Source organism: Micromonospora sp. NPDC050980 (genome assembly GCF_040653835.1).
Taxonomy (GTDB): domain Bacteria; phylum Actinomycetota; class Actinomycetes; order Mycobacteriales; family Micromonosporaceae; genus Micromonospora.
This window is the reverse complement of sequence record NZ_JBFAGS010000011.1, coordinates 1-19,234: the sequence shown is the minus strand read 5'-3', so window position 1 is coordinate 19,234 and position 19,234 is coordinate 1. Positions and strand designations below refer to the sequence as shown.

Annotated in this window: 22 protein-coding genes and 2 pseudogenes; 7 read left to right on the top strand and 17 right to left on the bottom strand. The window is 72.8% G+C overall.

Going from position 1 to position 19,234, the window contains the following annotated elements; translation table 11 throughout:
- Positions 1–32 precede the first annotated feature (32 nt).
- The 3 genes from AB0H28_RS18075 (at position 33) to AB0H28_RS18065 (ending at position 1,624) form a co-directional block, all read left to right on the top strand.
- Positions 33–452, top strand: coding sequence for a CBS domain-containing protein (locus AB0H28_RS18075; RefSeq protein ID WP_358040948.1), 420 nt, complete (start codon positions 33–35; stop codon positions 450–452).
- Between the two features lie 93 nt (positions 453–545).
- Positions 546–971 carry a SufE family protein gene (locus tag AB0H28_RS18070; RefSeq protein WP_269694491.1) on the top strand — a complete coding sequence of 142 codons (426 nt, stop codon included), beginning with the start codon at positions 546–548 and terminating at the stop codon, positions 969–971.
- Between the two features lie 20 nt (positions 972–991).
- Positions 992–1,624: a DsbA family oxidoreductase gene (locus tag AB0H28_RS18065; RefSeq protein ID WP_358040945.1), complete on the top strand. Its 633-nt coding sequence runs from the start codon at positions 992–994 to the stop codon at positions 1,622–1,624.
- A 36-nt stretch (positions 1,625–1,660) separates the two neighbouring features.
- Here AB0H28_RS18065 and AB0H28_RS18060 read toward each other — a convergent pair whose 3' ends face one another.
- The 3 genes from AB0H28_RS18060 to AB0H28_RS18050 form a co-directional block, all read right to left on the bottom strand.
- Positions 1,661–2,209 carry a YbaK/EbsC family protein gene (locus tag AB0H28_RS18060; protein WP_358040942.1) on the bottom strand — a complete coding sequence of 183 codons (549 nt, stop codon included), beginning with the start codon at positions 2,207–2,209 and terminating at the stop codon, positions 1,661–1,663.
- 283 nt (positions 2,210–2,492) lie between these two features.
- Positions 2,493–3,272, bottom strand: a complete 780-nt coding sequence (locus AB0H28_RS18055) for an NAD(P)H-binding protein (RefSeq protein WP_358040939.1) — start codon at positions 3,270–3,272, stop codon at positions 2,493–2,495.
- A gap of 494 nt (positions 3,273–3,766) precedes the next feature.
- Positions 3,767–3,946 (bottom strand): hypothetical protein, encoded by a 180-nt coding sequence (locus AB0H28_RS18050; RefSeq protein ID WP_358040936.1) that lies wholly within the window; start codon positions 3,944–3,946, stop codon positions 3,767–3,769.
- A 125-nt stretch (positions 3,947–4,071) separates the two neighbouring features.
- Here AB0H28_RS18050 and AB0H28_RS18045 point away from each other — a divergent pair, with 125 nt between their 5' ends.
- Positions 4,072–4,266 (top strand): hypothetical protein, encoded by a 195-nt coding sequence (locus AB0H28_RS18045; protein WP_358040934.1) that lies wholly within the window; start codon positions 4,072–4,074, stop codon positions 4,264–4,266.
- A 39-nt stretch (positions 4,267–4,305) separates the two neighbouring features.
- On the opposite strand, the gene AB0H28_RS18040 is transcribed toward AB0H28_RS18045, so the two are convergent.
- On the bottom strand, positions 4,306–4,608 hold the full coding sequence (locus tag AB0H28_RS18040; protein ID WP_358041418.1) for a hypothetical protein: 303 nt from the start codon (positions 4,606–4,608) through the stop codon (positions 4,306–4,308).
- Between the two features lie 113 nt (positions 4,609–4,721).
- Here AB0H28_RS18040 and AB0H28_RS18035 point away from each other — a divergent pair, with 113 nt between their 5' ends.
- The gene (locus AB0H28_RS18035) at positions 4,722–9,200 is read left to right on the top strand and encodes an HAD-IC family P-type ATPase (RefSeq protein ID WP_358040931.1); all 4,479 of its coding nucleotides are present in this window, start codon (positions 4,722–4,724) and stop codon (positions 9,198–9,200) included.
- Here the strand turns inward: AB0H28_RS18035 and AB0H28_RS18030 are convergent, their stop codons facing one another.
- Positions 9,201–10,172: an L-threonylcarbamoyladenylate synthase gene (locus tag AB0H28_RS18030; protein ID WP_358040928.1), complete on the bottom strand. Its 972-nt coding sequence runs from the start codon at positions 10,170–10,172 to the stop codon at positions 9,201–9,203.
- A gap of 64 nt (positions 10,173–10,236) precedes the next feature.
- Positions 10,237–10,827 (bottom strand): helix-turn-helix domain-containing protein, encoded by a 591-nt coding sequence (locus AB0H28_RS18025; protein WP_358040925.1) that lies wholly within the window; start codon positions 10,825–10,827, stop codon positions 10,237–10,239.
- Between the two features lie 64 nt (positions 10,828–10,891).
- Here AB0H28_RS18025 and AB0H28_RS18020 point away from each other — a divergent pair, with 64 nt between their 5' ends.
- Entirely contained in the window at positions 10,892–11,482 is a 591-nt protein-coding gene (locus tag AB0H28_RS18020) for a dienelactone hydrolase family protein (protein WP_358040922.1), read from the top strand.
- Positions 11,483–11,487: 5 nt separating this feature from the next.
- Here AB0H28_RS18020 and AB0H28_RS18015 read toward each other — a convergent pair whose 3' ends face one another.
- The 8 genes and pseudogenes from AB0H28_RS18015 to AB0H28_RS17980 all read right to left on the bottom strand — a co-directional run bounded on the left by AB0H28_RS18015 (position 11,488) and on the right by AB0H28_RS17980 (position 17,160).
- Positions 11,488–11,874, bottom strand: coding sequence for a VOC family protein (locus tag AB0H28_RS18015; protein WP_358040919.1), 387 nt, complete (start codon positions 11,872–11,874; stop codon positions 11,488–11,490).
- The gene (locus tag AB0H28_RS18010; protein WP_358040916.1) at positions 11,871–12,161 is read right to left on the bottom strand and encodes a helix-turn-helix domain-containing protein; all 291 of its coding nucleotides are present in this window, start codon (positions 12,159–12,161) and stop codon (positions 11,871–11,873) included. The genes AB0H28_RS18015 and AB0H28_RS18010 overlap by 4 nt, the downstream gene beginning before the upstream one ends.
- Positions 12,162–12,246: 85 nt before the next feature.
- Positions 12,247–12,645, bottom strand: coding sequence for a hypothetical protein (locus tag AB0H28_RS18005; RefSeq protein WP_358040913.1), 399 nt, complete (start codon positions 12,643–12,645; stop codon positions 12,247–12,249).
- Between the two features lie 13 nt (positions 12,646–12,658).
- Positions 12,659–15,202, bottom strand: a complete 2,544-nt coding sequence (locus AB0H28_RS18000) for a CHAT domain-containing protein (RefSeq protein WP_358040910.1) — start codon at positions 15,200–15,202, stop codon at positions 12,659–12,661.
- On the bottom strand, positions 15,199–15,549 hold the full coding sequence (locus tag AB0H28_RS17995; RefSeq protein WP_358041415.1) for a tetratricopeptide repeat protein: 351 nt from the start codon (positions 15,547–15,549) through the stop codon (positions 15,199–15,201). Before AB0H28_RS17995 ends, AB0H28_RS18000 begins: the two co-directional genes overlap by 4 nt.
- A gap of 214 nt (positions 15,550–15,763) precedes the next feature.
- Positions 15,764–16,129, bottom strand: a pseudogene (locus tag AB0H28_RS17990) (zinc-binding dehydrogenase); the annotation flags it as partial.
- Positions 16,130–16,573: 444 nt separating this feature from the next.
- Entirely contained in the window at positions 16,574–16,876 is a 303-nt protein-coding gene (locus tag AB0H28_RS17985; protein ID WP_358040907.1) for a type II toxin-antitoxin system RelE/ParE family toxin, read from the bottom strand.
- Positions 16,876–17,160 (bottom strand): type II toxin-antitoxin system Phd/YefM family antitoxin, encoded by a 285-nt coding sequence (locus tag AB0H28_RS17980; protein WP_358040904.1) that lies wholly within the window; start codon positions 17,158–17,160, stop codon positions 16,876–16,878. The genes AB0H28_RS17985 and AB0H28_RS17980 overlap by 1 nt, the downstream gene beginning before the upstream one ends.
- A 240-nt stretch (positions 17,161–17,400) precedes the next feature.
- Between AB0H28_RS17980 and AB0H28_RS17975 the strand changes: the two genes are divergently transcribed.
- The gene (locus tag AB0H28_RS17975; protein WP_358040901.1) at positions 17,401–17,691 is read left to right on the top strand and encodes a sigma factor-like helix-turn-helix DNA-binding protein; all 291 of its coding nucleotides are present in this window, start codon (positions 17,401–17,403) and stop codon (positions 17,689–17,691) included.
- A 203-nt stretch (positions 17,692–17,894) separates the two neighbouring features.
- Here AB0H28_RS17975 and AB0H28_RS17970 read toward each other — a convergent pair whose 3' ends face one another.
- From AB0H28_RS17970 to AB0H28_RS17960, 3 genes and pseudogenes are all read right to left on the bottom strand, one after another.
- Positions 17,895–18,209, bottom strand: a complete 315-nt coding sequence (locus tag AB0H28_RS17970; protein WP_358040898.1) for a helix-turn-helix transcriptional regulator — start codon at positions 18,207–18,209, stop codon at positions 17,895–17,897.
- Positions 18,209–18,600: pseudogene (locus AB0H28_RS17965) on the bottom strand (type II toxin-antitoxin system RelE/ParE family toxin). The gene AB0H28_RS17970 and the pseudogene AB0H28_RS17965 overlap by 1 nt, the downstream one beginning before the upstream one ends.
- A gap of 189 nt (positions 18,601–18,789) precedes the next feature.
- A partial coding sequence (locus AB0H28_RS17960) for a DUF6036 family nucleotidyltransferase (RefSeq protein ID WP_358040895.1) occupies positions 18,790–19,234 on the bottom strand: 445 nt, incomplete at its 5' end.

Below are 19,234 nucleotides of genomic sequence, written 5' to 3'. Positions count from 1 at the left end.
GTGGATCGATCGAGGCGTAATCGGAGGCTCTCATGCACCGGGTCAATGACGTGATGACCAGACAGGTTGTCTACCTCCCCGCGGAAACCCCGTTGGACGAGGCGGCCCGGGTGATGAAGGAGTCGGACATCGGCGACGTGGTGGTGACCGACGGCGCCACGCTCGCCGGAGTGCTGACCGACCGGGACATCGTGGTGCGGGCGGTGGCCGAGGGCGCCGACCCGGGCACCACCACGATCGGGTCGATCATCACCCGGGAAGTGGTCATGATCGAGCAGCACTGCACGGCGAGCGAGGCAGCCGCGTTGATGCGCGAGCGCAACATCCGGCGGGTGCTGGTCTGCGACAGCGAACGCAAGCTGGTCGGCATCATCTCCCTGGGCGACCTGGCCATGCAGCTCGACCCTCGGTCGGCCCTCAGCGACATCAGCGAAGCCGCCCCCAACTCGTGAAAGGAGGGGCCCCTTCTTAACGCCTCCGGTAGAGAAGGGGCCCCTTCTCACCACCGCAGCGGGTGGTGGGAAGGGGGCGGATAACCTCGACCCATGCCCGAGATGCCGACCAAGCTGGCCGAGATCGTCGATGAGTTCGCCGCCGCCCCGCGCGACGTCGTGCTGGAGATGCTGCTGGAGTTCGCCGACGTGATCCCACCTTTGCCCGAGGGAGTCGACCGGGAGGAGTTGGAGCAGGTCCCGGAGTGCCAGACCGCGTTCTTCCTGCGCGCCGAGGTAAACGCGGACAAGACGGTGAGCACGGTCTTCGACTGCCCGCCGGAGGCGCCGACCACCCGGGCGTTCGCCGGCATCCTCGCCGAAGGGCTGGCCGGGGCGAGCGCCGAGGAGGTGCTGGCCGTGCCGGACGACCTCTACCAGCGGATGGGCCTGGCCCAGGCGATCAGTCCGCTTCGGGTACGCGGCGGCACGGCCATCCTGGGCCGCCTCAAGCGTCAGGTCCGGGAACAGATCGCCTGACCTGCGGGTTGTCGCTGGTCATGGAGATCGAGATCTACGCCGACGTCGCCTGCCCCTGGTGCTGGATCGGCAAGCGCCGCTTGGAGCAGGCCATCGAGTCGTACGACGGCGCGGTGACCGTCCGCTACCGGCCGTTCCAGCTCGACCCGACGCCGGTGACCGAGCCGAGGCCACTGCTCGACGCGCTGGGCGAGAAGTTCGGCGGCCGGGGCAAGGCCGACCAGATGGCCGCCCACGTCTCCGGGATCGCCGCGGGCGCGGGTCTCGACCTGCGGTTCGACCGGGCGGTGGCGGCGAACACGTTCGACGCGCACCGGCTGGTGCGGTTCGCCGCCGAGCGGGGCCGTGCCGCCGAGATGGTCGAGCGGCTCTACCGGGCGCACTTCTCCGACGGGCTGGACGTCGGGTCGATCGACGCGCTGGTCGCGCTCGCCGCCGAGGTCGGGCTGAACGAGAACGAGGCGCGCGGATATCTGGAGTCGAACCTCGGCCGCCGCGAGGTGGCCGCCGAGCTGAGCGCCGCGCACCAGCTCGGCGTCTCCAGCGTGCCGACCTTCGTGCTGGCCGGGAAGTACGCGGTCACCGGCGCCCAGGAGCCGGAGACGCTGCTCGCGGCGCTGCGCGAGGTGACCCAGCGGGAGGCATCCGCGTGATGTTTCACGTGGAACAAGATCGATGCGGGTGAGCGGTCAGGCCGGCCGGGCCAACTCCTCCACCACCCGCGCTCCCGGCAACGCGCCGAGCGCAGGCCCCGGTAGGGCGATCTTGCTGTGCCGCACGCCCGACCCGATGATCACGCGCGGGGTGGCGATCACCCGCGCATCGACCAGGATCGGCCACTCCTCGGGCAGCCCGATCGGGGTGATCCCGCCGTATTCCATGCCGGTCAGCTCCACCGCCTCGGCCATCGGCGCAAAGCTCGCCTTGCGCACGTCCAGCAACTTGCGGACCGCGCCGTTCACGTCGGCCCTGGTGGTGGCGAGCACGATGCAGGCGGCGTAGCGGGTCTCGCCACCGCGTTTGCCGGCGACCACCACGCAGTTCGCCGACTCCGCCAAGTCCACCTGGTAGGCCGCGCAGAAGGCCGCGGTGTCGGCCAACTCGGCGTCGATCGGCGCGACCAGCACCTCGTCGACGTCGACCGGGGCCTCGTCCGGCCAGCGCTCCACCGCCGCGGCGACCGGCGGCGCCAGCAGGTCCAGCCGGACCTGGGCCGGCTCGGTCTTCAACGTTCCCATCACGGATGCGATCCTCGCACCCGTGCGGCTGATCCGCTCGCCACGCGGTCAAGCGGGGCCCCTTCCTCTACCGGAGGCGTTAACAGGGGGCCCCGCCTTACACCTCGGTGAGCTGGCGCCGTTGCGGCGCCTCGGGACGGTTCGCCTCGGCGTCCTAGATCCCGTGCCGGACGCCGACCCGGATCACGCCGTAGAGGAAGACGAAGCCGAAGACGTAGAGCACCACGGTGGCGACCAAGACCAGCATGGGGTCACCCTAGGTCGGCCAGAAAACGACCGGACCTCATCTTCGGCCCGTTCCCCCGTACGTGTCGGCGAGGTGGTCGGCCCAGGTGCGGGCACCGGTGGGCGTCGCGGCCGTGGTGAGTGCTCCGGCGCGCAACTCCCGGCCGAGCCGCCCCGGGATGCGCACCGGCAGCAGCGGCCGGCGCGACCGGCGGGCCGCGAGCCAGGCCCGAGCGGCCTCGTCGAACCGGAGCACCTCGGGGCCACCGAAGTCCTCCACCCGGTGTGACGGTCCGGCGCGCAACAGCGCCGCGAGCCGGTCGGCCACCTCGCCGGGGTCGACCGGTTGGGCCAGCACGGCCGGGTCCCCGAGCACCGGCCCCAACCGGCTCGCGCCGGCGAGCAGCTCCGCCAGGAACCCGGGGAACTGGGTCGCCCGCAACACGCTCCACGGCACCGCCCCGGCGGCCACTACCTGCTCGGCCGCCAGTTTGTGCCGGTAGTAGGCGAGCGGAACCCGGTCGACGCCAACGATCGAGACGTAGACCAGGTGCCGCACCCCGGCGTGCCCGGCGGCCACGACCAGCCGGCGGGTGCCGAGCACGTCGATCTCGTGGGTTCGCCGGTTCGGTGACGAGGCCAGGTGCAACACCGCATCCACCCCGGCGACCGCGTCCGCCAGGCCGGCGGCGGTGGCCAGGTCGACGGCCAGCCACTCGACGCCGTCGCCGGCACCGGGCCGGCGGCTCACCGCCCGAACCGTGAACCCCTCGTCCCGCAGCCGTGGCACCGCCACCCGCCCGAGCCGTCCGGTCGCCCCGGTCACCAGTACCCGCATCGCCACATCCTCCGCCCGTCGTCGCGCGACATTTCCATGTTGGCCGGTATCCGGGTCCTCACCGGTCGAGTCCGGCCCGACAGGAGACGGAACACCGGCAGGGATCGTGACCGACCGCCGCCGGGAACGGGCCCGTCGGCGGCGGTCGGAGCACCCGGCGGAGGCGTTCGCCGACTACCGCGCGGCGGGCGTGGACGCGCAGGCGGCGGGCGGGAGGCGCGGGCGGCAGTCGACGCGGGCGGCAGGCGACGGGCAGGCGGCCGGCGGCAGGCGCAGGGAGAGCCGGACCGCTGCCGGCGCTCAGGACGAGCGCCTACTTTTTTGCGGTATACCTCTCGGGAATAATTATGACCGAGAGGTATACCGCAAAAAAGTGATGCCTTTTCCTGAGCCGTCACGCTGCGTCAAGGTCACCTTACGACGCTGATGCCGGCCTTCCTGCCGCTGTGCCCGCGGCGGCGGCACGCCTGGGCCGCCCCGTCGACGCCGGCCGCTCAACCGCCCGGTCGGGGTGCCACGCGACCGGCGAGCAGCAGGCCGAGCAGGCCGCACCCGGCCGCGACGGCGAGCGTGCCCGCATAGCTCGCCGGGCCGGGTGCCGAGCCGCTGGCCAGCATCGCCGGCGCCACCGGCACACCCGGCAGCAGCGCCGACGCGACACCCGCCGTGCCCACCGCGATGCAGGCCAGCCCGGCCCGGGCAGGCTGGCGGTGGAGCGGGGCGCGGCGATCCGACCCTGGATCCACGAGCCCGCGCCGACCAGGAGAGCGCCCCGACGGTCAGCACCAGGCCGGCACCGGTGGGCGAGAAGCCACGCTCCCGGGAGAGCATCAGCGGGATCACCACCTCCGCGCCGACGAAGGCCGCCGAGGCCAGGCCAGGCAGGCCGATCACCGTCGGCAGCCCACGCGCGGCCCGCAGGCCCGGTGACCACAGGTCGACTGCGGAGGTGCCCGGCGCGGCGGTGGCGGTGGTCATGGGCACCAGCCGGTGACCTCAACCCCGGTTGAGGTCAACTGTGGGCCCGGTCTCGTCAGGCGGTCTCCAACGCCTCGCCGACGCCCTTCGCCAGACCGGAGGCGTGCTGATCGGCGAGGACGTGACCGGCGGTGATGACCAGGGCGAGCGGCCACTCGATGACCTGGAGCGCGGCGAGCACCCCGACGCCGGCGTAGTAGGCGAGCTTGTCCGGCGGGGGCACCGCCACCTCACCGAGCAGCGGAACGTCCACCCGGCGGCTGTACGCCCGGACCGTCTCCCGCGCTCCGCTCAGGTCTCGCGTCAGCGTGCTCATCCTGCCTCCCCGGTTGCGCGACGGCATCGACCCCACCGGCATTCCACCGCCGTCGGCGTCCATGCCCCGGGCCACGGGGAAACTCCACCCACCCGCCGGGCATAACGGACGCCGCGCCGGGAAGTCGGGCCGCCGGGACGATTCCGGGAGGCGAGATGGCGTACGGCTTCGCCGGTCTCCTGATGTCGCCGGCCGCCGTGCCGGACGCCGTGGCGCGGGTGGCGCGTACCGTCGGGTCGGCGCTGCCCGGCGTCGCCGTGCCGCCCGGCGTCGCCGAGGCGGCGGGGACCGTGGGTGCCGCAGCAACCCGGCTGGCCCGGCTGAGCGGCCTGAGCCGGCGGGGGGTGTGGTCGCGGGACGGCCGACACCACATCGAGGTGCACGGCGTGTGCCAGGACGGCGGGGACCGGCTGGCCCGGCAGGTCGAGGCGGCGCTGGAAGCCGTGCCGGGGGTCGCCTGGGCCCGGGTGAACGCGCCGTCCGGGCGTGTCGTGGTGGCTACCCACGAGCCGGCGCCGAAGCTGCGCGAGCTGATCGACACGGTGGCTCGCGCCGAGCGGACCTGCCCCTACGAGCCGGACCCGGAGATCCCGCCGCCGCATCCGCCCGAGGAGGGCCCACGCACCCCCCGTACGCTCGGCGCGCTCGCCTCCGACGCGCTCGGCCTGACCATCTCCGCGGCCACCCGGATTCTGCCGTTCACCCCCGTTCCCGGTGAGGTGGCGGGCCTGCTGACCGCCGTCGACCTGCATCCGAAACTGCACGCGCTGGCCGACCGTGGCCTCCGTGCCGACCCCCGTGCCGAGGTGCTGTTCCCGCTCGCCGAGGCGGTGGTGCAGGGCCTCACCGGCGGTTGGGCCGGCATCGTGCTCGACGGCGCGCAACGGGTGGTGCAGTGGGGCGAGGCGCGGGCCCAGCTCGCCGCCTGGAGCCGGGCCGAACCGGGGCTGACCGGCGACCCGGACCGGGCGGTCGCGCGGGTGCCCGACGGCGAGCGGCCCTGCCCGGTCCCGGACGGGCCGGCCGAGCGCTACGTGCAGCGGATGCTCGCCGCCGGCGCGGTGGCCGGCGCCGCGGCGATTCCGGTGGCCGGCGGCAAGCGCGCCGCGGCGCTGGCGCTCTCCTCGCTGTCCAAGGCGCCGGGCAACGGTCGCGAGGGGTACGCGGCGCAGCTCGGCCGGATGCTGGCCCGGCGCGGCGTGATCGCCATGGATCGCAGCGTGCTGCGCGAACTGGACCGCATCGACACCGTGCTGCTGGACGCCGCGGTGCTCGGCTCCGACCGGGGCGTGCTGGCCGACCTGGCGCCGCTGACCGGGGCCGACACCCGACAGGTGGCCGCCCGCGCGTTCGCCCTGTTCGAGCCGGCCGCCCCGCACGCCGTGCGCTCCGACGACGGGTGGCGGATCGGGCCGCTGGACCGCCTCGACGCGGAGAACCCCGGGGACACCCCGGACAGCGAGCGGCTGCGTGCCGACGGGGCACCACTGCTCGGCCTGGCGCAGCACGGCCGGCTCGCCGCCGTGCTGCGGGTCGAGCCGGAACCCGCCCCCGGGGTGGACGCGTTGGTGTCCGCCGCCCGCCAGGCCGGATTCACGCTCGTGATCGGCGGTGCCGAGGACGGCCGGTACGACGTCGCCGACCGGCGGGTGCCGGGCGGGTCCCGACTCGGTGACGCGGTGCGTGACCTGCAACGCGAGGGCGCGGTGGTGCTCGTGGTCTCCGGGGATCGGTCGGCCCTCGCCGCCGCCGACTGCGGCCTCGGCGTGTCCGCGCCGGACGACCTGCCCCCGTGGGGGGCACACCTGCTGGTCGGCGACGACCTACGAATCCCCGCCCTGCTCATCGACGCCGCCGGCGTCGCCCGTCGGATGACCGGCCAGAACATCCGGCTCGCCATGGCCGGCAGCGGGCTCGGCGCGCTCGGTGCGTTCACCGCCGACCGGCGACAACTGCCCGCCCGCACCATGGCGGCGGTGAACGGGGCCGGCGCGGTCGCGTTCGCACACGGCGTCTTCCGGGCCCGCCGGCTCCCGGACCGCACCGGCACACCGGTGCCCCCGCTCACCGCCTGGCACCTGATGCCGGTGGAGACCGTCCTGGCGCAGCTCGGCACCCGGCCCACCGGGCTGACCGACGAGGAGGCCGGGCGCCGGCGGGGAGCGGAGACCGGCGACGGGCACGGGCCGGCCGGGCTGCTGCGGGCGTTCGTCGACGAACTGTCCAACCCGCTCACCCCGGTGCTGGCCGCCGGGGCGGTGCTGTCCGCCGCGTTCGGTTCGATCGTCGACGCGGCGCTGGTCGGCGGCCTGGTCGGCGGTTCGGCGCTGATCGGCGCGGTGCACCAGCGCAACACCGAACGCTCCCTGGCCGAGCTGCTGTCCCGCTCGGCGATCACCGCCCGGGTGCGGCGCGACGACACGGAACAGGTGGTGCCCGCCGAGGATCTGGTGCCCGGCGACGTGATCAGCGTCGGCTCCGGTGACGCCGTACCGGCCGACTGCCGCGTGCTGACCAGCGACGGTCTGGAGGCGGACGAGTCGTCGCTGACCGGCGAGTCGCTGCCGGTGGCGAAGAGCCCGGAACCGGTGGTCGCCGCGGCGATCGCCGAGCGGCACTCGATGCTCTTCGAGGGCACCACCGTGGCGGCCGGGCACGGCACCGCCGTGGTGGTGGCGACCGGCGCGGCGACGGAGTCGGGTCGGAGCATGGCCCTGGCCCGGCAGGCCCCGCCGGCCAGCGGGGTCGAAGCGCGACTCGGCGCGTTGACCAGGAGCGCCGTGCCGCTGGCGGCCGGCTCGGCGATCGCGGTGGCGGGGGCGGGGCTGCTTCGGGGCGTACCCCTGGCCGAGACGGCGGCGACCGCCGCGAACCTGGCCGTGGCGTCGGTGCCGGAAGGGCTGCCGTTCCTGGTCAGCGCCGCGCAGCTGGCGGCGGCGCGGCGGTTGGCCGAGCACGGCGCGCTGGTCCGCAATCCCCGCACCATCGAGGCGCTGGGCCGGGTGGACGTGCTCTGCTTCGACAAGACCGGCACCCTGACCGAGGGGAAGCTGCTGTTGGCCGGCGTGGGCACCGGCGACGACAGGTACGCCCCGGCGGACCGTCTGGACGACTCGCTCCGCTCGACGTTGGCCGCGGCGCTGCGCGCCACCCCGGCCGCCGCCGACCCGGACGAGCTGCCGCAGCAGACGGACCGGGCGGTACGCCGGGGCGCTGGAGCGGCCGGGGTGACCGAGCGCACCGGGTTGGCGGAGTGGACCGCGACCGGGGGGCTGCCGTTCGAGCCGTCCCGGGGCTACAGCGCCACGGTCGGGCGCACCGCTGACGGGTCGCTGCTCAGCGTGAAGGGCGCGCCCGAGTCGGTGCTGCCGCGTTGCGCGTCCCGGCGTACCGCCGGGGGTGACCGGCCGTTGGACGCGGCCGGCCGGGAGGAGGTGCAAGCGATGCTGGCCGCCCGGGCCGGCGCCGGGCACCGCATCCTCGCCCTGGCCGAGTGCCGCGTCTCGACCGACGCGGTCACCGACGAGCAGGTGGACGGCCTGGTCTTCGTGGGTTTCCTGACGCTGGCGGACGGGGTGCGGGAAAGCGCCGGGCCGGCGGTGCAGCGGATCCGCAAGGCCGGCGTGCACACCATCATGATCACCGGGGATCATCCGGCCACCGCCGAGGCGATCGCGGCCACGATCAGCCCGGACGACGGGCGGCAGCGGGTGGTGACCGCCACCGACCTGGACCGCCTCGACGACGCCGCGCTCGCCGAGGGGCTGATGGGCACCGACGTGGTGGCCCGCTGCACGCCGGCGCACAAGGTGCGGATCATCCAGGCGTTGCAGCGCCGGGGTCGGACGGTGGCGATGACCGGCGACGGCGCCAACGACGCCCCCGCGATCCGGCTGGCCGACGTCGGCATCGCGCTCGGCCAGCGGGGCACCCCGGCCGCTCGCGCCGCCGCCGACCTGGTGGTCACCGACGACCGGCTGGAAACGATCATCGCCACGCTGGTCGAGGGGCGGGCCATGTGGTCGTCGGTCCGGCACGCGCTGAGCATCCTGGTCGGCGGCAACCTCGGCGAGATCGCGTTCAGTGTGTTGTCCGCCGCCTCGACCGGCCGGTCCGCCCTGACCGGCCGGCAACTGCTGCTGGTCAACCTGCTCACCGACCTGGCGCCGGCGCTGGCCATCGCGGTCCGCCCGCCCGCCGAGGACCGCGCCGACCACCTGCTGCGCGAGGGCCCCGACTCGTCGCTCGGCGCCACCATGACCCGGGAGATCGGGTTGCGGGCCACGGCGACCACGCTGGGCGCGACCGCCGGCTGGACGCTGGCCCGGTGGACCGGCACGCGACGTCGCGCCGGCACCGTGGCACTCGCCTCGCTGATCGGCACCCAGCTCGGCCAGACCGTGCTGGCCGGCGGCACCAGCCCCACCGTGCTGGCCGCCACCGCCGCGTCGGTCGGCGTGCTGGTCGTGGTGGTGCAGACGCCCGGGGTCAGCCAGTTCTTCGGCTGCACCCCGCTGGGCCCGGTGGGCTGGACCATCGCCACCGGGTCGGCGCTCGGCGCGACGTTCGCCAACGGCGCGTTGACCCGGCTGGTCGACCACCTGCCGCAGCCCGGGACCCGGCCGGCGACGTGATCAACGCCAGGTCGCGGCGGCCCGGCGCAGCCGGTCGTTTATCGCCCGCCCGACGCCTTCGTCGGGCACCGGCTCGGCGACGATCTCGGTGACCCCGGTGGCGTCGAGCCGGTGCAGCGCGTCGAAGAGGCGCGCGGCGGCCACGGTCAGGTCCCCGTCGGGCGACAGCACCTCCACCGCCGCCCAGTCGCCGTCCGCCGGCGGTTCCCGGAAGGCCAGGAACCCCCGCCGGCCGCCGTCGTGCGTGGCCACCGCGTCCAACCGCAACGGGGTACGCGGGGCGTAGTGCGCGGCCAGCGTCCCGGGCGCGACCGGCTGGCCGGAGCTGCCCTGGCGTACCTCGACCGGTCCGGCCGCCTCGATGAGCGCCTCCACCGGCAGTGCGCCGAGCCGGAGCACCACCGGCTGCGCGCCTCGGGCGTCCACGATCGTCGACTCGATGCCGCACCGGGTGGGTCCGCCGTCGAGCACGACGTCCACCGCGCCGCCCAGCCCGGCCACCACGTGCTCGGCCCGGGTCGGGCTGAGCTGCCCGAACCGGTTGGCGCTCGGCGCGGCGACCGGCACCCCGGCGGCGGCGATCAGCGCCCGAGCGGCGGGTTCGTCCGGCACCCGGACCGCCATGGTGTCCAGGCCGGAGGTGACGATCGGCGGGATCGCGGCGGGCCGGTCCACGATCAGCGTGAGCGGGCCGGGCCAGAACCGCTGCACCAGCGCGGCCACGGCCGGCGGCACGGCGCCGACCAGCCCGGGCAGGTCGGCGGCGTCGGCCAGGTGGCTGATCAGCGGGTCGAAGCTGGGCCGGGCCTTCGCCTCGAAGATCCGCGCGGCCGCCCGGGCGTCCAACGCGTTCGCGCCCAGCCCGTAGACCGTCTCGGTGGGAAAGGCGACCAGCCCGCCGGCGCGGATGACGGCGGCGGCCTCGTCGATGCCGCCGCCGGCCGGGAGGACGCGGGGGGATCCGGTGCTCACGCTCCGACGCTAGCCTGCCCCGGTCGTCGCCCCGCCGCGGCCCCGGGGGTCCGATGCGGGGCGGTCAGGCCGGGGGGTCGGCAGCGGGGACGGCGTCGGGCAGGGTGGGGGCGTCGGTCGGATAGAGCCCGGCGGCGAAGCCGTACACCTGGTCGCCGGCGCGGGGGATCTGCGCGAACCGCCGGGCGAGCGCCTGCACCTCGGCCCAGAACTCCCGCACGTCCTCGATCGGGATGCGCGCGTGCACCAGCGTGCACCGCAGTTCGTCGGCGGCGTGCGCGGCAGCCGCCTCCGCCGCGGCCTCGGCGAGGCCGTTGATCCGCGCGACGACCTGCTTGTCCTCCGGACGGTGGAGCGCGCCGACGTAGAAGGTGCGGGCCACCCGGCCGTAGAACCGCTCCTCGACGGCCCGGACCCGGCGGGTGCGCACCACCCGCAGCAGACCGGCGTCGACCAACTGGTTCACGTGATAGGCCACGCTGCTCTTCGGCCGGTCGACGGCGGCGGCGAGTTCGTTCACCGTGGCGGCGCGCTCCAGAAGCAACTCCAGCAGCGTGCCGCGCAGGGGGTCGGCGAGCGCGCGCAGTTGCTCCGGGGCGGTGACCACGAGGAGGTCGTCGAGGTCGTAGTCCGGGACCCGCTGATTGACCGACATTTCTCGACCGTTCTAATATTCTGGTTCGTTCGATGATGCTGGTTCGACAGTCAGGAGTCTAGAGATGGCCGAGATCCTCCTCTTCCACCACCTTCAGGGGTGCACCGAGGGCGTCCGGGCCCTCGCCGATTCGCTCGCCGGCGGCGGGCACACCGTGCACGTCCCCGACCTCTTCGACGGCGAGTTGCCGGCCAGCGTCGAGGAAGGGTCTGCCCTCACCAAGCGGATCGGCCGCGACGTCCTCGACCAGCGCGCCGACCGGATCGCCGCCGACAAGCGCCCGGACCTGGTGTACGCGGGCGTCTCCTGGGGCGCCGCCATCGCCCAGCGGCTCGCCCAGACCCGACCCGGCGCCCGCGCCGCCCTGCTCTACGAGGCCTGCCTGCCGGTCACCGGCGAATGGGCGATCGGCCCCTGGCCCGACGGCGCGGCGGTGCAGGTCCACGGCATGGAGCGGGACCCGTTCTTCGGGCTGGAGGGCGACGTCGACGCCGCTCGGGAGCTGGTGTCGATCGTCGGCCCGGAGCGCGGCGAACTGTTCGTCTACCCGGGCGACCGGCACCTGTTCACCGACAGCTCGCTCCCGTCGTACGACCCGGAGGCGACCGCGCTGGTGGTGAGCCGCAGCCGCGACCTGCTCGACCGGCTGGGCTGACGCCGTTACCTGTACTGCGCGATCTGGATCAGGTTGCCGCAGGTGTCGTCGAACACCGCGGTCGCCACCGGGCCCATGTCGACCGGCTCCTGGGTGAACAACACGCCCAACTGACGCAACCGCTGGTGCTCGGCGGCGACGTCGTCCACCGCGAACTGCGTCAATGGGATGCCGTCGCCGGCCAGCGCCTCCTTGAACGCCTTGGCCGCCGGGTGCGCGTCGGGCTCCAGCAGCAGCTCGACGCCGTCCGGCGCGTCCGGTGACACGACCGTCAGCCAACGGTGCTCGCCGGTCGGCACGTCCGTCTTCTTCACGAAGCCCAGCACCTCGGTGTAGAAGCGCAGCGCCTTCTCCTGGTCGTCGACGTACACGCTGGTCAGGTTGATCTTCATGGCTTCTCCTGTCGCGGTTCGGTCCCGAGCCATCGCTCGGCGATGGCACGCAGCGGCCGGGTGTCGAGATGGTGGAACTTGTAGCGCCCCTGCCGGCGCGTGACGATCAGGCCGGCGGCCTCCAGGACGTCGAGGTGCTGGGAGATCGCCTGCCGGGACGAGCCGACATGGTGCCGGCTGGCCAACCGGCCGCAGATTTCGAACAGGGTCTGACCGTCGCGTTCGGTCAACTCGTCGAGGATCAGACGGCGGGTGTGGTCGGCCAGCGCCTGATACAGATCGCCCACCCGAGAATTATAGGCAAGCTGTTACTTGCATATCAAGCACGAGCGCCACCAGCACGACGGGGTTCGACGCCGGCCGTGCCCCGCTTCACGGTTCGACCGAGGTCGCCGACGGCGGTGGCTCGGCGGCGTGCTCCACCACCCAACGGGACCGCGCCTCGTCCCAACTCACCACCGCCCAGCCGGTGCGGTCGACCGGCAGGCGTACGTTCTCCAAGCGGGCCGCCATCACCTGGGTGACCCGCTCCGGCAGTTGGAGCACCACCCGAGCGTCACGGGCGGCGAGGCTCACGACGCCGGAATCGTCCAGCTCGGCCTGCGCCCCGCGACGGCCGCGCCGGGGCAGCCGGTCGCGGATCGCCTGGTAGGCGTCCTCGCCCGCCTTCGTCGCCACGGCCTGAAGGAAGGGCAGCAGGGCAGAGCCGGCCAGGGCACCGAGGATGAGTTCGGTGGTGCCACGGTCGGCGTCGTCTCGTCGATCGGTCACGCCGGTCATGGTGTCACGGGCCGACATGGATGTACGGCGCCCACAACGCGGGCTCGTGCACCGCCCGAAGTTCGCGCAACGTCTCGTGCAGGGCGGTGGCCGCATCGTCGGCGGTGCCCAGACGGGCGTAGAAACCCGCCGCCACCTCCGCCGCGACGTTGTCCTTGATGGACCACAAAGTGCCGATCACGTGCCGGAAACCGGCGATGTGGAACGCGCCGGCCACGTGCAGCGCCTCGTCGTTGAGATCGTCCTGAGGGACGCCGGTGTCGCAGGCGGAGAGGTAGGCGAGGGCCGCGTTCTCCAGGCGCAGACGGGCGATGTCCGCAACGGTGAGCTGATCCTGCAGGGCGAGGTGACCGTCGGCCGAGCCGTCCGCGGCGCTTACCGCGTGGCAGGCGAAATGCGCCCAGGAATGGGATGGGAGCGCCTCCAGCACCGCCTGGCGGACGGCGTGCTCGCCGGTCAGAACCCGACCGGGTGGCAGCATCGCGGTCTCCGCCAGCACGCTGGGCAGCGGAGGCAGACCGGGAGTGGTGGGCATGCTCACGACGAGCGGCTCGGACACCGGGCCGGCCGGCGGTGTCTGCCACGCGGTGACCAGGCTGCGAACCGTCGGCGCATAGGAGGACACCACCCGGTCGGCGGCTGCGGCGTGCAGCGGCAACGTGGTGAGCGGGCCGGTCGGCACCCACCACAGCCGGCTGCCCGGCGGTGGGGCCAAGGCGTCCAGTACCGGACCGGTCACCTCGGTCCGGAGCCACTCCAGCGTCTCGTCCGCCCGCTCGGCGACCGCCGCCCGGAACCGCAGAGCCCGCTGCGTCACCTCATCGAGGGTCAACCGCAGCGGCAACACCCGGACGCCGCCGTCGATCAGCAGGGCGTCGCAACGCAGCCCGCTGATGTTCAGCACGGCCACCGGGCCGAAGCCGGCGGTCGCGGCGACCAGGTCGTCGGCCGGCGGTGGCCGCAGGAACGCGGCGAAGCCCGGCAGCGCCCGGATCTCCTCGATCAGCGCGTCCCACTCGGCGGCAAGGGCGTGCCGGTCCTCGCCGGGCAATTCCGGGCCCGCGTCGGCGCTCGCGCTGAACCCCGCGCCCTCCGGCCGGTCCAGCGCGGCGCGCAACGACACGAACCGCTCGGCCAGATCCGGGCGCAAACCGGTCAGCTCCGCACGGGTGTCCAGCGCCTGGCTCAGCAACACCCCCCGGCCGTGTTCCAGCAGGCGCAGCGCGTCCACCGGATCACCCGCCTGCACGGCGCACGCCGCGGCGTCCCGGGCCAAGCCGGACAAGGAGGCGAGCTGCCGCTCCCGGTCGGCGTGGGTCACCTGGCGCGGCGCCGTACGGGCAAGCAGCGTCACCGCCAGGTCGAACGCGCGCCGCGCATCGGCCAGGTCGGCGCGGACCAGCGTGATGTTCGCCCACTGCCAGGCCGCGGTCACCCGGGCGCGCACCTGAACGGCAGGGTCGGTCGCCAGCCGACGGAACACCTCCCGGGCCGAGTCCCAGGCGGCGTCGTCGCCGGACGCCGCCTCGAACGCGAGCGCCCAGCCCAGGTTGAGCAGCGTGTCGGAGCGCAGGTGGTGGCCGTCCGGGGTGGCGGCTGCCGCGTCCCGTGCGAGCTGCACCATCCCTGCCCCCGGCCGTCCGCGGGTCGCTTCCATCCGCCGGATCCCGCTCAAGGTGAGCAACCGTTCGGTGCGATTCGGGTGCCCCTCGGGCGTCGCGTCGACCGACTTCTGCGCCAGGTCGGCGGCCTCGGCCAGATCGGCCGGCCGGCGCCGCGCGTTGAACCGGTCGAGCAGCACCAGCGCGAGGTTGGCCTGGAAGCGCGGTCGCAACGGGTGCCGCGGCGCCGCGGCCAGAGCCGCGCGGCCCTGCTCGACCGCCTCGTCCAGCAGGGCACGGTCGCGCCCGCCGGTGGACCGGTAGCGCAGCCGCAACACCTCGGACAGGTTGGACCGCATGCCGGCCAGCTCATCGCCGGGCGGGGCAGTCCGCACGGCCTCGCGAACACAGTCGACGGCCTCCACGAGCGCGGACGAGTCGTCGTGCCGCAACGACAGCGCGAGCAGCCCGTCGGCCAGGTTGCTCAGCCGCCACGCCCGCTGCGGGTGGCCGGCCGCGGTCATCGCGACGGCGGCACGCACCTCCGCGACCGACGCGACCAGGTCGGCCTCGTCGCCGGTGCGGCGCCACCGCAACCGCAGCGCCCCGGCCAGGTTGGCGTGGAACGACGGGATGACCGGAGTGCGCTCGTCCGGATACATCGCCAGCGCCTCCCGGAACAACCGGATCGCGGTGTCGAGATCTTCGGGCTTGCCGAACCGCTCGTACCGTGACCACAGCACCGTGCCGAGCCCGTTCATCGCGGCGCTGCGCACGTCGACGTTGTGCGCGTGGGCAAGCACCCTGCTGAACAGGGCGGCAGCCGACTCCAGATCGGAAAGACGACCTGTCTTCTCGTATGTGGTATGGCGCCTCTCGGCCTCCGCGCAGACGGCGATCAGCGCGGAATAGAGCGGTGACCCCCAGGGGTCGGGAATGCCGCTCAACGGGCCGGAGGGCCGTCCGGCTCGCTTTCCAACTGGTCGGCCAACGCCTCACCCAGCGGCCCACCGGCGCGCCGGAACCACTGCGCGGCCTCCTTGTTGCGGCCCTGGGACATCAGAGTTGTCCCCAGGTTGGCAGCGGCGTCACTGTTGCCCGCCTCGGCGGCCCGGCGATACCACTCGACCGCCTCGTCGATCTTGCCGTCGAGCTTGAGGAGGTTGCCGAGCCGGTTCATCTCGGCCGGGTCGCCGCCCGACGCCGCCTGCCGAGCGGCGGTCTGGGAGGGTAGCGGCGTGATGGAGAACTGGGGCTCGGACGGTGTTTCACGCTTGCGCCTGCGACCAAACATGTCGGCCACCTCCGGTCCCCGAGTGTGGCACAGGGACGCAAGCGGGCGAGGCCGTGCCGAGCATGAGGGCTGCCGAGGGGGCTCGCCCTAGCGGGCAGACCGAGTGTCTGCGGGCCGAGGCACCACCATGCGAACCGCACCGCCACGATCGCCAGCCGGTGTCTCGTACTGATGGCGACATCGCGCGTTGACCCTGCTCCTCGCAGGAGCGCCGTCAGGCGTCCACGTCGACGATCACCTTGCCCTCCCCGGCGCCCCGGGCAACCAGATCGTGCGCCTCCCCGACCGTGTCGAGGGTGTAGCGGCGGGGGTCGAGTCGTGGACGCAGCGCGCCGGTGTCGGCCAGCGCCGCGCCCTCGCGCAGGATCTCCCCGTGGTGCTCGCGGCCCTGTCCGGTCAGCATGGGCAGCAGCGTGAACACTCCGGAGTAGGTCGCGCCGCGAAACGACAGTGGGGCGAGGGAGTGCGAACCCCACCCCAGCGCGCTGACGACATGTCCCCGATAGGTACGCACCGCCGCGAACGAGGCGTCGAGCGTCGCGCCGCCCACATTGTCGGCGACGATGTCGAAACCCTGACCTGCGGTGTACGTCGCGACGCACTCGTCGACGCTGACGGCGCTCTAGTGTCCCGAGTCGTTAATTCGTCTGCAGCACGCGGCGAGGGATTCGAGGATCTCGTCGGCGGTGCGGGTCCATACGAACGGTTTCGGGTCCTGGTCGTTCAACTCAGCGGCGCTCTCGCCCGGCAGGGAGCGAGCACCGTCCGATCGGCCGGCAAAGCGATCAAGGGCTGCCGTGTTCCACAGTCGTCGAGCCTGCGTCTCCACCAACTCCACAGGTAGGGTCTGCCGAGGGGTGGCAGCCGCCGTAGACGGTGACGACCTCGTAGCCGCAGGGGTCCACGTACCACCGGCGAAGACCGCCCATCAAGGCGAACGGTGCGACTACCGTCCAGCGGCTGCCGTAGGCGTTGTGCCTCCCCAGCACCTCACCGGTGAGCGTCCGCCCCCAGACCGTGGGCGCTACGAACGGTAGGCGTCGCGCCGGTGGCGAATCGAGTGGATCTCCACGACTCGTTTCGCCTCGTTGATCCGGTAGACGATCCGGTAGGTGCCACGCCGGGCGGAGTGGAAGCCGTCGAAGGGTTCGTCGAGAGGCTTGCCCACCCGATACGGGTTGACCGCGATCGCCCGCTGGATGGTTTCCGTCGCCGCGATCGCCACCTCCAACGGCAGGGCCTCGTGTAAGTTGCGGCGAGCCTGCCGGGAGAACATCACCGTGTACGGGCTGAGCGGCTCGTCGGTGCGCTCGTGCGCCGGAGGCATCAGGCCGCCCTGCTTCGACGTCGCTCCAACTCGACCCGAACCTCGTCCACCGAGAACGTGTCGCCGGCGGCGAAGTCCTCCCGTGACTGGCGCAGGTCTGCGAGGGTTTCGTCGTCGGACAGCAGGTCGAGCGTCTCCCGCATCGACTCGTACTCGGCCACCGAGATCAGCATCACGTCGGCGCGGCCGTTGCGGGTGATCGTGAAGTGGTCGTGTTCCCGGGCGACCCGATCGGCGAGTTCGGCGATCCGGGCCTTGGCTTCCGTGATGGGAATGGTCTCCATAACGGCCATTATAGCAACCGGTCAGAATTATGACCTATCTGAGTTCGTATCGCGACCCGGCCCCCTGCCCGCCCGTTGAGCGTCCGGATCAGGAATCGATGCCCTCGGAGGACCCATGGCTGGCCGGCGCCACCCCGCCGCCCCTTGTCGTCCGGCAGTCACCCTCGGCGGAAGCCTCAACGCATGGGATGCCGCCGCGTCCGTCTCGATCACATCCCACACCAACGAGACACCGAGCCGATGGAAGCGATCCTGCCCGCACGATTACAGAACGAATCGTTCGAGATCGAAACCACCGACCTCATCCACGAGCTGCTCGGCCAGCTTCGTCCCGAGCGACGTCGGTTGATCGAGCTCCGACACCTGCACGACGCTGACATCCACGAGATCGCTAAGCACGTCGGGTCCCCTCCGGACGAGGTCGAACCCCGCCTCGCCGAAGCTCTCGAACCCCTCCGCCACCAAGCGCACAACGCCCATGTGGAGCCGCGTGGCGGCGCTGCGGGACCGCTCGCCGGACCGTCCCGGTGAGAGGGGGTCCGGCCCCGGGGCGTGGCAGCACCGCCGAAGCATCGGTCTTGAGCTGCGGCTTACGGCTCGCGGACCCTCCGTTTGGGTGTCCGTTTCGGTGGCCGGAGGCGCCACCATGCGAACCAATCGGCGGCCATCGCCGGTGACCCGTTGCCGCTGTGGATGTGCCGGTCACGAGCGCGGCCTGACAGCCCGGCGCAGGATCAGGCGATCTGACGGAGATCGCTGCCGTAGTCGAAGATGATCCGCATACGGGCGCCCAGCGCTCGGGCGTACCGGCTCAGGGTCGCAACCTCGTTGGCCTCCAGGTCGCCGTTCTCGATCTGGCTGACCCGGCCCGGTGTGACCCCCATCAACTCGGCCACCTGCCGCTGAGTGAGACCGAGCCGCTTACGCTCCTCGGCAAGGTGGAACGCGCTGACCCACGCCTCGGTGCGGGCGCGCTCCTCGTCGAGCGCGTCGTCGTCCCCGTCGTGCAACTCGGCACGGATGTCGTCCCAGTCATGGAAGTCGCCCATCAGCCCTCCCTCCGCTTCCTCTCGAAGGCGAGCCAGCCCTCGTACGCGACCTCGGCGACCGGGATCGCTTCCACATACCATCGAGACCAATCGCCGGCCTTGTTGCCGGCCACTAAAGCACCGCCTGCGACCAGGGATCGAAGACGAACAGAACCCGGATGGCGACTTCCCGCCCAGACCTCGGTCGCAGCTCCTTGAGGTTGCTGATGTTCGAACCTTTGAGCGTGTCGACCAGTGGACGCCCCAACCCCGGACCGGCATCAGCGAGCATGTCGATCGCCACGTTGACCGACCGGTAGGCCGCCGGATCGGTTTGGCGAAGCGAGCGCAACCAGTCGCGGACATCGCTGGTCGTTCTGATCGCCCAGCGACGATCGGAGCCGTGAGGCATGGGACCAACTATAGCCCAGCCTATATCTCCGGGCACCATGCGAACCAAAAAGCGCAGGCCGAAAGCTGGATGACATCGGTCGGTGGGCCGGAGGTACCACCATGCGAACCACACCGCCACGATCGCCGGTAAGCCGTTGCCGCTGCGTTTGCGGCGTTCCCGCGCGGCGTTGGAAGCCCGATGAGGGAGCTACGAGTCCTCGAAGACATCGTCGAGCACAAGTCTCGCCCGTCCTGGGATCTCTTCCTCCGGGAAGATCTCCGCGCACAGGGCGAGGACCTGCTCCGTGCTGGTCAACCCGAGTTGGTTAACCAGGAAGTGGATATCCTCGGCGTCTCTCCGTCGTGCGGCAAGCACCTTCATGGCCAACAGATGTTCCGGCGAGGCCGCCGCCACTCGCAGCCCTGGGTGATCGAATACGCGCGGCGCCGTCGCGTCGCCTCCGGGAGCGACATAGGCGCTCGCCTGCTCGTTGAGCCACCAGTGCGGCAGGCCGAGTTCATCCGCTACCGAACGAGCCTCATCGAGCACAATGCCATGGGGTTGGAACACCGCGTCGATGTCACGGGTAGCCCGGCGGGCGTCGTAGGCCAACGCCATGGCCGCCCCGCCGAAGACGTAGAGATCCGCGACC

What these genes read in the sequence shown, in the direction of transcription:
- AB0H28_RS18075 (WP_358040948.1), top strand. Translation starts at nt 33, where the DNA reads ATGCACCGGGTCAATGACGTGATGACCAGACAGGTTGTCTACCTCCCC.
- AB0H28_RS18070 (WP_269694491.1), top strand. Translation starts at nt 546, where the DNA reads ATGCCCGAGATGCCGACCAAGCTGGCCGAGATCGTCGATGAGTTCGCC.
- AB0H28_RS18065 (WP_358040945.1), top strand. Translation starts at nt 992, where the DNA reads ATGGAGATCGAGATCTACGCCGACGTCGCCTGCCCCTGGTGCTGGATC.
- AB0H28_RS18060 (WP_358040942.1), bottom strand. Translation starts at nt 2,209, where the DNA reads ATGGGAACGTTGAAGACCGAGCCGGCCCAGGTCCGGCTGGACCTGCTG.
- AB0H28_RS18055 (WP_358040939.1), bottom strand. Translation starts at nt 3,272, where the DNA reads ATGCGGGTACTGGTGACCGGGGCGACCGGACGGCTCGGGCGGGTGGCG.
- AB0H28_RS18040 (WP_358041418.1), bottom strand. Translation starts at nt 4,608, where the DNA reads ATGCCGGTGGGGTCGATGCCGTCGCGCAACCGGGGAGGCAGGATGAGC.
- AB0H28_RS18035 (WP_358040931.1), top strand. Translation starts at nt 4,722, where the DNA reads ATGGCGTACGGCTTCGCCGGTCTCCTGATGTCGCCGGCCGCCGTGCCG.
- AB0H28_RS18025 (WP_358040925.1), bottom strand. Translation starts at nt 10,827, where the DNA reads ATGTCGGTCAATCAGCGGGTCCCGGACTACGACCTCGACGACCTCCTC.
- AB0H28_RS18020 (WP_358040922.1), top strand. Translation starts at nt 10,892, where the DNA reads ATGGCCGAGATCCTCCTCTTCCACCACCTTCAGGGGTGCACCGAGGGC.
- AB0H28_RS18015 (WP_358040919.1), bottom strand. Translation starts at nt 11,874, where the DNA reads ATGAAGATCAACCTGACCAGCGTGTACGTCGACGACCAGGAGAAGGCG.
- AB0H28_RS17995 (WP_358041415.1), bottom strand. Translation starts at nt 15,549, where the DNA reads ATGTTTGGTCGCAGGCGCAAGCGTGAAACACCGTCCGAGCCCCAGTTC.
- AB0H28_RS17985 (WP_358040907.1), bottom strand. Translation starts at nt 16,876, where the DNA reads ATGCCTCCGGCGCACGAGCGCACCGACGAGCCGCTCAGCCCGTACACG.
- AB0H28_RS17980 (WP_358040904.1), bottom strand. Translation starts at nt 17,160, where the DNA reads ATGGAGACCATTCCCATCACGGAAGCCAAGGCCCGGATCGCCGAACTC.
- AB0H28_RS17975 (WP_358040901.1), top strand. Translation starts at nt 17,401, where the DNA reads ATGGAAGCGATCCTGCCCGCACGATTACAGAACGAATCGTTCGAGATC.
- AB0H28_RS17970 (WP_358040898.1), bottom strand. Translation starts at nt 18,209, where the DNA reads ATGGGCGACTTCCATGACTGGGACGACATCCGTGCCGAGTTGCACGAC.